We start from the raw sequence: 11691 nt of genomic DNA, 5'->3' as shown, positions 1-11691 counted from the left end.
CCAGATGCATTCTTTATCGGCGCTTGGGTGAAAGGAGGAGGGTGAAATCTCCCACGGTCTGTACTGCGCTAACAGTCAGAATCGAGCCTTGTCCCTCCTCCTCCCTTCAAGTCCTACCATACAAGCGAGCTTGCTCGCGAAAGCGCCAGTCGCCACACCTCAATCCGACAGACAAATCCTCAATCTCTGTGCGCAATAAACGCCTTCCAGTCGCGTTGTTTAAAGACACTAGGTGTTACGGCTCCCTAGCCTACAAATCCTTGCGCCGCTGCCTACGCATGCACCAGAATCCGCCGGCTTGTGCGCCTTTGGCATGCTGCGTAACTTGATTCCGTCACTGATTTCCAGTGATCGGGTTTAGCAGCCCGTGGCTAATCTAAGGGTGCACATACATCATCGTCAGGCTCAGCGCCTGCATTCGATGGCGGCTGTGCGCAGGGCGCTTCGGCGCGCCGGCTTCCTTAGGTTCCCCGGTCTGCTAACCTGCGTTCAGCTGCCACCCCTTCTTTTAGCAGAGAAGCGGTTCCAGCTTTATTTCGGAACCTGAAGATGATTAAACCTACGCCTAACCCCCCGCTCACAGACCCGGCATCCCCCTACGAATCCCCCGATTCAAAGAAATTCCACGAAGCCGCCGAACGCGCCCTCGACCATTACCTCGGCCCGACCAACGCCGACCTGATGGCCACGCCTTACACCCCCAACACGCTGTACATGGCCAACCCCAATGCCGACACCGAATCCCTGCTGGCCGACGCCAGCGAAACCCTCGGCTCGGCTACGGTCATGCTCAACAACCATGCGGCAATGGTGGAAGGTACGCACCGCAAGACTGTGCAAGGTATTGCGCAGGTGGTGATGGTGGCGGAGATGGCTGTGAATCGTATTTTGGACAAGTTAGTGCCCACAGATTGATCCAGTTTTTTTCAATGATGTTGACTCGTCTTAATGATCGTTCCCATACATAGCATGAGGACGATCATCGGCGGACTGATCCAGCCTTCTTGTGATTTTTGTGCCTTAACTTAACGTGTGCAGCAGGCTAAGTCGGGTTTTAGTTGAGCTGCATGTTTGTGGCATTAGCAAGGGTTATACGTAAGTTTGCCATTGCAATTATTTAGCCCGGTTTCAAGAATCGTATATGCCGAAACGCTTTCCTTGTTATATACCGTGTCATTGATTTCTCTCGAGTTGATACGATTCTCAATCTCGCGATGTGTGCTCGAGGCCAGGCAAGTAGCTTCTATCGTACAAATAGCAGCACCTCCAGCCTCATATTTTGTAAGGTTTGATAGTTTGCATGTCTGGGCAGCGCTTGTGGCATCCCATAGTTGCTTACATCCTGCATCGATTTCTGCAAATGCAACATGACTAACAAATGCCGATATTGTCGCCACAATTAAAACCTCAATTTTTTTCATTTCAAACGCTCCATTTTAGAGTTGCGTATGTTCCGATGCTGTAAAACCTTTTGCACGGACATCATTTCACATTTAAAACTTGCGTCCACCTGTCATGTATGACAGGTGTTAATAATGTTAAGAAATAAAAAAGCTGTAGCGCTATAAGAATTTGATCGTCTTGTTCTTGGGATGGTCTGAGGTAATCATTTTTTTGGGACTTTATTTAAAAGGCGTGAATCGCGTCTCAGACATGATTGTTTTAAAATTGAGCTCAATCTCCATAAGGCCGGACACTCAATATTGAATTTCTTGTCCTGTTTAATGCAACGTTGGGTCCAACCAGACCGTTACTTTGAGCGTAATGATTCATCGCCCAGCTTGATTGATGCCCACACTCCACACACCTACCTTAGCTCCACGACAGCGAACCCCGTGGAGTGAGCATGACAACAACAATTTCCCCCGACTCGCGCTGGACGCGGCGGCGCGATGAGAAGCAGCGCCGCCTCGACAAGGTGCGCGGGATGGCCGATGGTGCGGTGTTGCCCACCGACAAAATCGTCGCCGCGCTCGAAGCGTTGATTCATCCCGGCGACCGCGTGGTGCTGGAGGGCAATAACCAGAAGCAGGCGGATTTCCTCTCCCGTTCGCTGGCCAAAGCCGACCCGGAAAAGCTCCACGACCTGCACATGATCATGCCCAGCGTCGGCCGCTCCGAGCACCTCGACCTGTTCGAACGCGGCATCGCCCGTAAGCTCGATTTCTCCTTCGCCGGCACGCAGAGTCTGCGCATCAGCCAGTTGCTCGAAGACGGCTTACTGGAAATCGGCGCCATTCACACCTACATCGAACTCTATGCACGGCTGGTGGTGGACCTGATCCCCAATGTCGTGCTCTCGGCCGGGTTCATGGCCGACCGCGCCGGCAACATCTATACCGGCCCCAGCACCGAAGACACTCCAGCGTTGATCGAGCCCGCCGCGTTCAGCGACGGCATCGTCATCGTCCAGGTCAACCAGTTGGTCGACGACGTCAGCGAATTGCCTCGCGTAGACATCCCCGCCTCATGGGTCGATTTCGTCGTGGTCGCCGACAAGCCGTTCTACATCGAACCGCTATTCACCCGCGACCCACGCCATATCAAGCCTGTGCATGTGTTGATGGCGATGATGGCGATCCGTGGCATCTACGAAAAACACAACGTGCAGTCGCTCAATCACGGCATCGGTTTCAACACCGCCGCCATCGAGTTGATCCTGCCGACCTACGGCGAATCCCTCGGCCTCAAAGGCAAGATCTGCCGCAACTGGACGCTCAACCCGCACCCGACGCTGATCCCGGCGATCGAGAGCGGCTGGGTCGAAAGCGTGCATTGCTTCGGCACCGAACTGGGCATGGAAAATTACATCGCCGCGCGACCAGATGTGTTTTTCACCGGCCGCGACGGCTCGCTGCGTTCCAACCGGATGTTCTGCCAACTGGCCGGGCAGTACGCGGTGGATCTGTTTATCGGCGCGACGTTGCAGGTCGATGGCGATGGTCATTCTTCGACAGTGACCCGTGGTCGCCTCGCCGGTTTCGGCGGTGCGCCGAACATGGGCCACGACCCGCGTGGTCGCCGTCACGGCACCCCGGCGTGGCTGGACATGCGCCACGACGATTCGCAGCAGCCGATGCTCGAACGCGGCAAGAAACTCGTGGTGCAAATGGTCGAGACCTTCCAGGAGGGCGGCAAACCGACCTTCGTCGAAACCCTCGACGCGGTGGAGGTGGCGAAAAAAAGCGGCATGCCACTGGCGCCAATCATGATCTACGGCGACGACGTCACCCACTTGCTGACCGAGGAAGGCATCGCCTACCTGTACAAGGCGCGTTCGCTGGAAGAGCGCCAAGCGATGATCGCTGCGGTCGCAGGCGTCACCGCCATCGGCCTGCGCCACAACCCCAAAGACACCGAACGCATGCGCCGCGAAGGCCTGATCGCCTTGCCCGAAGACCTCGGCATCCGCCGCACTGACGCCACCCGCGAATTGCTCGCGGCGAAAAGCGTCGCCGATCTGGTCGAGTGGTCCGGCGGCCTCTACAACCCGCCCGCCAAGTTCAGGAGCTGGTAATGCACGCACTCAACCTGCAAGCGAAACCGCTTTCTCTGGCCGAGCACCTGGCGGATCTGGCGGTGGATGCGCTGATCGACGAAGCCGATCTGTCGCCGAAACCGGCGCTGGTCGACCGTCGCGGCAATGGCGCGCACACCGATCTGCACCTGGGCCTGATGCACGCGTCGGCGCTGTCGTTGTGGCCGGCGTTCAAGGAGATGGCTGAGGCCGCCATTGAAATTGGCGAGATCAATCCGACGTTGCGTGAAAGCATTGGCCGCATCGGCCGTGAAGGCGAGCAAGCCATGCTCGCCACCACCCACGGCGTGAACACCCATCGCGGCGCGATCTGGGCCTTGGGCCTGATCGTCACGGCGGCTGCACTGGAAACGAGATCCAGCAGCGCCAGTGCCATCTCTGTGCGCGCCGCACGTCTGGCGTTGCTCGACGACCGCTACGCACCGCGCCCGCTCAGCCACGGCGCGCAAGTCGCGTTGCGCTACGGCGCCCGCGGTGCCCGCGAAGAAGCGCAACTCGGCTTCCCGGCCGTGCTGCAACGTGGCCTGCCGCAACTGAAAAAAAGCCGCGCCCATGGCCACGGCGAACAGAACGCCCGACTCGACGCCTTGCTCGCGATCATGTCCGACCTGGCCGACACCTGCGTGCTCTATCGCGCCGGCGAACAAGGCCTGCAAACCATGCAACAGGGTGCGCAAGCGGTGCTCGACGCCGGAGGCAGCGCCAGCCTCAACGGTCGCCGTTGCCTGCACGAACTGGATCAACAACTCATCGCATTGAATGCCTCGCCCGGTGGCGCCGCCGACTTGCTCGCCGCCACGCTGTTGCTCGACCGTATCGAGCACGACGGCATCTTTCAGGGAGCGTTTTGATGGAAACCCTATCGTTTGAATTCCCCGCCGGGCAGCCGCCACGCGGGCGTGCGCTGGTCGGTTGTGTCGGCTCGGGTGATCTGGAAGTGCTGATCGAACCGGGGTTGGCCGGCAAGCTGACGATCAATGTGCAGACCTCGGTCAACGGCGCGCAGCAGCGCTGGCAGCATTTGTTTGCGCGGATGTTCGACGGCACCACGCCACCGGCGATGGCCATCGATATCCACGACTTCGGCGCGACACCGGGTGTGGTGCGCTTGCGTCTGGAACAAGGTTTCGAGGAGATCGGCCATGACTGACAGCGCAGCGCTTCTCAACAAGCACAGCTTCGTCGAACTCGGCGCGCGGCAACGGGCGAAAGCCTTGCTCGACGCCGGCAGCTTTCGCGAATTGCTCGACCCGTTTCAACGCGTCATGTCGCCGTGGCTCGAACGCCAAGGCGTGGTGCCGCAGGCCGACGACGGCGTGGTGATCGCCAAGGGCAACCTCGACGGTTTGCCGGTGGTGATTGCCGCCATCGAAGGCGCTTTCCAGGGCGGCAGCCTTGGCGAAGTCGGCGGGGCAAAGATCGCTGGCGCGCTGGAACTGGCCGCCGAAGACAACCGCAAAGGCCTCCCGACCCGCGCCATCCTGCTGCTGGAAACCGGCGGCGTACGCTTGCAGGAAGCCAATCTTGGCTTGGCGGCGATTGCCGACATTCACGCGGCGATTGTCGATTTGCAGCAGTACCAACCGGTGGTGGGCGTGGTGGCGGGCAGCGTCGGCTGCTTCGGCGGCATGTCGATTGCGGCAGCGCTGTGCAGCTATTTGCTGGTGACTCAGGAAGCGCGCCTTGGTTTGAACGGCCCGCAAGTGATCGAACAGGAAGCCGGGATCGAAGAATACGATTCTCGCGACCGGCCGTTTATCTGGAGCCTGACCGGGGGCGAGCAACGCTTTGCCAGTGGTCTGGTGGATCGCTATGTCGGCGATGATGTGGCGCAGATTCGTCAGCAGGTCGGCGAGTTGTTGCAGCAAGGCTTGCCGGCGCAACCGCGCAGTCAAAGGGCCGAGTGGTTCCTGCAACGTCTGGCTAGCCTGGACACTGACACGCAAATCGAGCCTTCGGTGGTTCGCGATCTGTATCAAGGAGAGCGCTCATGAGTGGTTATTCATTGCGCGGTTTGAACTGGTTCAACGCCTTGTGCGCCGGAGCGAAAACCGTCGAAGGTTTGCCGGCGTCACTGCGGGTGGCGGACACGGCGCTCGGTCGCTTGCTGGCCGTGGTCGCTGACCCGGACAACCGTTTCCCTCGCGCTCGCGATGGCGAAGTCGGCTTGCTGGAAGGCTGGGGTCTGGCCAAGGCTGTCGATGACGCGATCAGCGCCGACCGTGAGCAAACGCACAAGCGTGCGTTGATCGCCATCGTCGATGTGCCGAGCCAGGCTTACGGTCGTCGCGAGGAAGCCCTCGGCATTCATCAAGCGCTGGCCGGTGCGGCAGACAGCTATGCCCGCGCACGTTTGGCCGGGCACACGGTGATTGCACTGCTGGTGGGCAAAGCCATGTCCGGTGCGTTTCTGGCCCATGGTTATCAGGCCAACCGTTTGATCGCCCTGCGTGATCCCGGGGTGATGGTGCATGCGATGGGCAAAGCCTCGGCGGCGCGGGTGACCTTGCGCAGCGTCGAAGAACTCGAAGCATTGGCCGCCAGTGTGCCGCCGATGGCCTATGACATCGACAGCTACGCCAGCCTCGGATTGCTCTGGGAAACCCTGTCGGTGCAACAGATCGAACAGCCGACAGCGCAGGATCTGGCGCGGGTCACTGAGTGCCTGACCCACGCCATCAGCGATATCTCCAACACGGGGCTGAGCAATCGTCTGGGCGCGAAGAATCGTGCCGCGTCCAGCCGCGTGCGGGAACTGTTGAGGGCGCAGTGGTGAACACACCTCTGGCCCACGATCTGCTCTGGGGCATGACCCCGGCGCAATTGCCCGCGGATGCGCCGGGTTGGGCTATCGAGTCGCTCAGCGCCGGGCAACCGGTGGTGGTGCGCCGGGCCTTGAGCGCTGAGGGTTTTGTCGCGGTGGGTGCGCGCGGTGTCTCGCGTGAGCAGCGCTTGGCGGCGTTCATGGCGGTCGATTCGATGGTCTGTCGGGTCAGCCCCGAGGCGCTGAGTCATGTCGACAGTGAGCGTGATCTGCCCGTCATGCGCGCCCTCAAGCAATTGCGCCCGATGCTCGACGATTGCGGTTGGGTCTGGGGTGTCAGCGGCAGTGCCGGGTTTGAACTGGCCAGCGGCTTTGCCGCGATGCACGAGGGCAGCGATCTCGATTTGATCCTGCGTACGCCGCAACTGATTACCCGTAATCAGGCACGCAAACTGGTGGCGCTTTTCGATCAATCCTCATGCCGGGTCGATATGCAATTGCAGACGCCGTTCGGCGCTGTGGCCCTGCGTGAGTGGGCGGGCGCTTCGGCTCATGTGCTGCTGAAAAACGCGCATCAGGCCTGCCTGGTTTCTGATCCATGGAATCCGCAGGAGCAGGCGGCGTGAGCAGTTTGCTGGTGTTCCCCGGCCAGGGCGCGCAACAACCGGGCATGCTCCAGCGTTTGCCTGGGGAGACGCTGACCGAGGCTAGCGACGTGCTCGGCGAGGATGTGTTGTTGCTCGATTCTGCCGACGCGTTGCGCCGCACAAGGGCGGTTCAACTGTGCCTGCTGATCGCCGGGGTCGCGGCGTCGCGGCAGTTGCTGCGTGAAGGCCTCACGGCCGATTACGTCGCCGGTCTGTCCATCGGTGCTTACCCGGCAGCCGTGGTGGCGGGGGCTTTGCGCTTCAGCGATGCGTTGCATCTGGTCAGCCTGCGCGGTGAGTTGATGCAGCAGGCTTATCCACAGGGCTTTGGCATGACCGCGATCATCGGTCTGCAATTATCCACAGTCGAAACGTTGCTGGCGCAGGTTCACGGCGAGGAGTCGCCGGTTTATCTGGCCAACATCAATGCCGATAACCAGGTGGTCATTGCCGGCAGTGATGAGGCGATGCACGCGGTCGCTGAATTGGCGCGCAGCCGTGGCGCAGGACTGGCGAAACGGTTGGCGGTGAGCGTGCCGTCGCATTGTCCGTTACTGGATGAGCCCGCGCAGAGACTGGCAGAGGCCTTCGCCAGCGTTGAGCTGAAAAACCCGAAAATCGCCTACCTGAGCGGCAGTCGCGCTCGGCCGGTGGTCAAGGTCCAAGCCTTGCGTGACGACCTCGCGTTCAACATGTGCCGCGTGGTGGATTGGCGCGGCACCGTACAAAGCGCTTACGAACGCGGCGTGCGGCTACAGATCGAACTGCCGCCCGGTGCGGTGCTGACCGGGCTGGCGCGCCGGGTGTTTGAGCAGGGCACGGTCACTGCGTTTGACAGTGCTCGCCTGGACACCTTGCAGGCGCTGTTGCGTGAGGAGGGAAGCCGCCAACTCTAAGACCGCCGACTCAAGCTTCGAACAACAAAAACAACATTCGACGATGCAATTTGAGGACTACAGCAATGATTATTTACGGTGTGGCGTTTCTGGCGTTTTGTACCCTGGCGGGTATCTGGATCGGTGAAATGCTGGGCAAGTTGATCGGCGTGCCGGCCAACGTCGGCGGCGTCGGTATTGCGATGCTGCTGTTGATCGGTCTGGGCAGTTACCTCAACAAATCCGGTTGGTTCAAGGGCAAGACCGAGCAGGGTGTGGAGTTCTGGAGCGCGATCTACATTCCGATCGTGGTGGCGATGGCGGCCCAGCAAAATGTTTATGGCGCGCTGAAGGGCGGGCCGATGGCGATTCTGGCGGGAACGCTGGCGGTGGTCATTGCCTTTGCCATGGTGCCCGTGCTGGTACGCCTTGGTAACAAGGAACCGGCCGCCGTCATTCCACCCAAGACTGTGGGGTAAGCGCCATGTACGAATCATTGATGAAAGTCATCACCGGTTACGGTCTGATCAGCGGGTTCCTGATTGTCGGCCTGACCATGTGGGTGTCCTACTGGATGTCCAACACCTTCACCAAGGGCCGCTTGCACGGTTCGGCCATCGCCATTTTGCTCGGGCTGTTGCTGTCGTATATCGGCGGTGCGGTGACCGGGGGCCAGAAAGGCGTGGTGGATATTCCGATGCTCTCGGGCATCGGCTTGCTCGGCGGGGCGATGCTGCGTGATTTCGCAATCGTCGCCACAGCGTTCGGCGTGAGTGTCGATGAACTCAAACGTGCCGGATTTGTTGGGGTGCTGGCGCTGTTTGTCGGCGTTGGCACGTCCTTCATCGCAGGCGTCGGCGTGGCGATGGCGTTCGGTTACACCGATGCCGTGAGCCTGACCACCATTGGCGCAGGGGCGGTGACTTACATCGTCGGCCCGGTGACCGGTGCCGCCATTGGCGCCACTTCCGAAGTCATGGCGCTGTCGATTGCGGCAGGGCTGATCAAGGCGATTCTGGTGATGGTGATGACGCCGTTCGTGGCGCCGATGATTGGCCTGAACAGCCCTCGCAGTGCGGTGATCTTTGGCGGGTTGATGGGCACGTCCAGCGGCGTGGCCGGCGGCTTGGCGGCGACGGATCCGAAGCTGGTGCCTTATGGTTGCCTCACCGCCGCGTTCTATACCGCGCTGGGGTGTTTGCTCGGGCCTTCGGTGTTGTTTTTGCTGATGCGTGGGTTGATGGGTTAAGACAGCCTGCTGTCGGGTCTGACGCCTTCGCGAGCAAGCCCGCCTCTACATGGGAAATGCGTTTTCCTGTGGGAGGGGGCTTGCTCGCGAAGGACGCGACTCGGTTTCAGACCTGCCGATTGGCATACATTCGACACTCCGCCAACAACGCCAGCAGATTCGGATCGCGCTCCTTGGCCTTCAAAAACACCACGCCAATGTGCTGCTGCAACCGGTACTTCTCCTGCAACGGGATGAGCTTCACCCGGTTCTCGTACACCGCTGCAATCCTCCCCGGCAGCAACGCATACCCCACACCGGAACTGACCATGCTCAGCAGGGTGAAGATGTCATTGACCTGCATCGCCACTTTCGGCTCGAAGCCTGCCTGTTTGAACACCCGATTGCCGTCCTGATGCGTGGCGAAGCCTTGGGTCAGGGTGATGAAGGTTTCGTTGCGCACCTCTGCCAGATCGACTTCACTGCGCTGGGCAAACGTTGAATCGGCCGGCGTCGCGAGGAAGATGTCATCGCAGAACAGCGCAATCTGCTCGCAGTCCGGGTCGTTGATGCTGTCGTCCAGTGACACCAGAATCGCGTCGACTTCCATGTTTTTCAGCTTGTAGAGCAGGTCGATGTTGGAACCCAGAATCAAATCGATGTTGAGTTCACTGCGGCGGATCTTCAGGCCCATGATCAGTTGCGGCACGGTCTTGACCGTCAGCGAATACAGCGAGCCGAGCTTGAAGCGTTCGGCAGAGAACCCGGCAGCCTCGCGGGTCAGGCGCACGCTTTCGACCACGTCCTGGATCAGCTTCTGCGCGCGCTCTTCCAGCACATAAGCGCTTTCCAGCGGTGTCAGGTTGCGTCCTTCGTGTTTGAACAGCGGGCAGCGCAGGGCGCTTTCCAGTGAATGAATGGCGCGATGCACGCTGACGTTACTGGTTTGCAACTCGGCAGCGGCACGGGCCAGATTGCCGGTGCGCATGAAGGCGAGGAACACCTCGAGTTTTTTCAGGGTCAACTCTTCGTCGATCAGCATGGCGCGGACTCTTTTTGGTATCGGCCGATTGTGCCCAATTACCACGACCTGTGCAGGCTCGTGTTTAACAGAAACATTGCGCTTTTACGCTCAAGGCCCGAGCCTTGCGCGCTGCGGTAATGAATTTGAGGTGAGCGACACATGTATCACGGGGAACGATTGAACGCCTGGACCCATCTGGTCGGGGCGGTGGCGGCTTTTATCGGCGGGGTCTGGATGCTGGTGATCGCCAGCCTCGACGGCAGTCCTTGGAAGATTGTCAGTGTGGCGATTTACGCCTTTACCTTGCTGGTGCTGTACAGCGCTTCAACCGTGTACCACAGCGTGCGCGGGCGCAAGAAAGCGATCATGAAGAAGGTCGATCACTTTTCGATCTACCTGTTGATTGCCGGCAGCTACACGCCGTTCTGTCTGGTGACGCTGCGCGGGCCGTGGGGCTGGACGCTGTTCGGGATTGTCTGGGGGCTGGCGCTGATCGGCATTTTGCAAGAGATCAAGCCGCGCTCCGAAGCGCGGATTCTGTCGATCGTGATTTACGCGGTAATGGGCTGGATTGTGCTGGTGGCGGTCAAGCCGTTGCTGGCGGCGCTGGGCACCACCGGATTTGCCTGGCTGGCCACGGGCGGGGTCTTGTACACCGTGGGGATTATCTTTTTTGCCCTCGACCATCGGTTGCGCCACGCCCACGGGATCTGGCATCTGTTCGTGATCGCCGGGAGTCTGCTGCATTTTGTGGCGATTCTGTTTTACGTCCTGTAGACGCAATCGTCGTGGGAGGGAGCAAGCCCCCTCCCATAAGGGTTAGAAATCACCCCAAAGTTGCTGGGCCACCGCCAGTGCCACCACCGGTGCGGTCTCGGTGCGCAGCACTCGCGGGCCGAGGCGCGCAGCGTGAAAACCATTGCCCTTGGCCAACTCGACCTCGGCATCGGACAAACCACCCTCAGGGCCAATCAGGAACGCCAGCGTCGCAGGTTTTGCATGGCTCACCAGCGGCTCGGCCACCGGATGCAAAACCAGTTTCAGGTCTGCCTGCGTCTGCTTCAGCCAATCGGCCAGCAACACGGGCGGATGAATCACCGGCACCCGCGAACGACCACACTGTTCACACGCACTGATTGCAACCTGACGCCAGTGCATCAGGCGTTTGTCCGCGCGTTCGTCCTTGAGTCGCACTTCACAGCGCTCGCTGAAGATCGGGGTGATTTCAGTGACACCCAGCTCGGTGGCCTTCTGAATCGCCCAGTCCATCCGCTCACCGCGGGACAGGCCCTGGCCGAGATGAATCTGTAGCGGCGATTCAACCTGACCGGGCAACTGTTCGTCGATCTGCACCACGACGCGCTTCTTGCCGACGTCCACCAAGGAACCGCGAAACTCATGGCCGGAGCCGTCGAACATCTGCACCGCATCGCCTTCGGCCATGCGCAGCACGCGGCTGATGTAATGCGCCTGGGCTTCCGGCAGTTCGTGTTCGCCAGTGCTCAGCGGGGCGTCGATAAAGAAGCGGGACAGTCTCATGTCGGATCTCTGGAAAAATGTGAATCAGGTGGATCGGTGTCGACTTCATTCGCGAGCAAGCCCGCTCCCACAGGGA

General features: G+C 60.1%; 14 protein-coding genes. 11 read left to right on the top strand and 3 right to left on the bottom strand.

Going from position 1 to position 11691, the window contains the following annotated elements; all coding sequences use genetic code 11:
* The first annotated feature begins 549 nt into the window (after positions 1 to 549).
* Positions 550 to 915, top strand: a complete 366-nt coding sequence (locus AACY11_RS16630; RefSeq protein ID WP_339464501.1) for a DUF6124 family protein — start codon at positions 550 to 552, stop codon at positions 913 to 915.
* 164 nt (positions 916 to 1079) lie between these two features.
* On the opposite strand, the gene AACY11_RS16625 is transcribed toward AACY11_RS16630, so the two are convergent.
* Positions 1080 to 1421, bottom strand: coding sequence for a hypothetical protein (locus AACY11_RS16625; RefSeq protein ID WP_339495323.1), 342 nt, complete (start codon positions 1419 to 1421; stop codon positions 1080 to 1082).
* A 425-nt stretch (positions 1422 to 1846) separates the two neighbouring features.
* Here AACY11_RS16625 and mdcA point away from each other — a divergent pair, with 425 nt between their 5' ends.
* The 9 genes from mdcA (at position 1847) to madM (ending at position 9073) form a co-directional block, all read left to right on the top strand.
* The gene (mdcA, locus tag AACY11_RS16620) at positions 1847 to 3517 is read left to right on the top strand and encodes a malonate decarboxylase subunit alpha (RefSeq protein WP_339464500.1); all 1671 of its coding nucleotides are present in this window, start codon (positions 1847 to 1849) and stop codon (positions 3515 to 3517) included.
* On the top strand, positions 3517 to 4389 hold the full coding sequence (locus tag AACY11_RS16615) for a triphosphoribosyl-dephospho-CoA synthase (protein WP_339430333.1): 873 nt from the start codon (positions 3517 to 3519) through the stop codon (positions 4387 to 4389). Before mdcA ends, AACY11_RS16615 begins: the two co-directional genes overlap by 1 nt.
* Entirely contained in the window at positions 4389 to 4688 is a 300-nt protein-coding gene (locus tag AACY11_RS16610; RefSeq protein WP_003229075.1) for a malonate decarboxylase subunit delta, read from the top strand. The genes AACY11_RS16615 and AACY11_RS16610 overlap by 1 nt, the downstream gene beginning before the upstream one ends.
* Positions 4681 to 5532 (top strand): biotin-independent malonate decarboxylase subunit beta, encoded by an 852-nt coding sequence (locus AACY11_RS16605; RefSeq protein WP_339495321.1) that lies wholly within the window; start codon positions 4681 to 4683, stop codon positions 5530 to 5532. The genes AACY11_RS16610 and AACY11_RS16605 overlap by 8 nt, the downstream gene beginning before the upstream one ends.
* The gene (gene mdcE, locus AACY11_RS16600; RefSeq protein ID WP_339430331.1) at positions 5529 to 6314 is read left to right on the top strand and encodes a biotin-independent malonate decarboxylase subunit gamma; all 786 of its coding nucleotides are present in this window, start codon (positions 5529 to 5531) and stop codon (positions 6312 to 6314) included. The genes AACY11_RS16605 and mdcE overlap by 4 nt, the downstream gene beginning before the upstream one ends.
* Complete coding sequence (locus tag AACY11_RS16595) at positions 6308 to 6928, top strand: malonate decarboxylase holo-ACP synthase (protein ID WP_339495319.1); 621 nt, start codon at positions 6308 to 6310, stop codon at positions 6926 to 6928. Before mdcE ends, AACY11_RS16595 begins: the two co-directional genes overlap by 7 nt.
* The gene (gene mdcH / locus AACY11_RS16590) at positions 6925 to 7845 is read left to right on the top strand and encodes a malonate decarboxylase subunit epsilon (protein ID WP_339430329.1); all 921 of its coding nucleotides are present in this window, start codon (positions 6925 to 6927) and stop codon (positions 7843 to 7845) included. The genes AACY11_RS16595 and mdcH overlap by 4 nt, the downstream gene beginning before the upstream one ends.
* A gap of 65 nt (positions 7846 to 7910) precedes the next feature.
* Positions 7911 to 8303 (top strand): malonate transporter subunit MadL, encoded by a 393-nt coding sequence (madL, locus tag AACY11_RS16585; protein WP_221732363.1) that lies wholly within the window; start codon positions 7911 to 7913, stop codon positions 8301 to 8303.
* A 5-nt stretch (positions 8304 to 8308) separates the two neighbouring features.
* A complete protein-coding gene (gene madM / locus AACY11_RS16580; RefSeq protein ID WP_339430328.1) occupies positions 8309 to 9073 on the top strand; it encodes a malonate transporter subunit MadM in 765 nt (254 codons plus the stop codon).
* Between the two features lie 106 nt (positions 9074 to 9179).
* Here the strand turns inward: madM and AACY11_RS16575 are convergent, their stop codons facing one another.
* Positions 9180 to 10094: a LysR family transcriptional regulator gene (locus tag AACY11_RS16575; RefSeq protein ID WP_339464494.1), complete on the bottom strand. Its 915-nt coding sequence runs from the start codon at positions 10092 to 10094 to the stop codon at positions 9180 to 9182.
* A 141-nt stretch (positions 10095 to 10235) separates the two neighbouring features.
* Between AACY11_RS16575 and trhA the strand changes: the two genes are divergently transcribed.
* Positions 10236 to 10853, top strand: coding sequence for a PAQR family membrane homeostasis protein TrhA (gene trhA, locus AACY11_RS16570; RefSeq protein WP_123469511.1), 618 nt, complete (start codon positions 10236 to 10238; stop codon positions 10851 to 10853).
* Positions 10854 to 10895: 42 nt separating this feature from the next.
* On the opposite strand, the gene AACY11_RS16565 is transcribed toward trhA, so the two are convergent.
* Entirely contained in the window at positions 10896 to 11615 is a 720-nt protein-coding gene (locus AACY11_RS16565) for a 16S rRNA (uracil(1498)-N(3))-methyltransferase (protein WP_339430325.1), read from the bottom strand.
* Positions 11616 to 11691 lie beyond the last annotated feature (76 nt).

Origin of the sequence: Pseudomonas sp. RA_105y_Pfl2_P56, from assembly GCF_963970845.1 — a bacterium.
Lineage (GTDB): Bacteria > Pseudomonadota > Gammaproteobacteria > Pseudomonadales > Pseudomonadaceae > Aquipseudomonas > Aquipseudomonas baetica_A.
The sequence above is the reverse complement of the archived record's forward strand: the minus strand, read 5'-3'. Positions and strand labels throughout refer to the sequence as shown.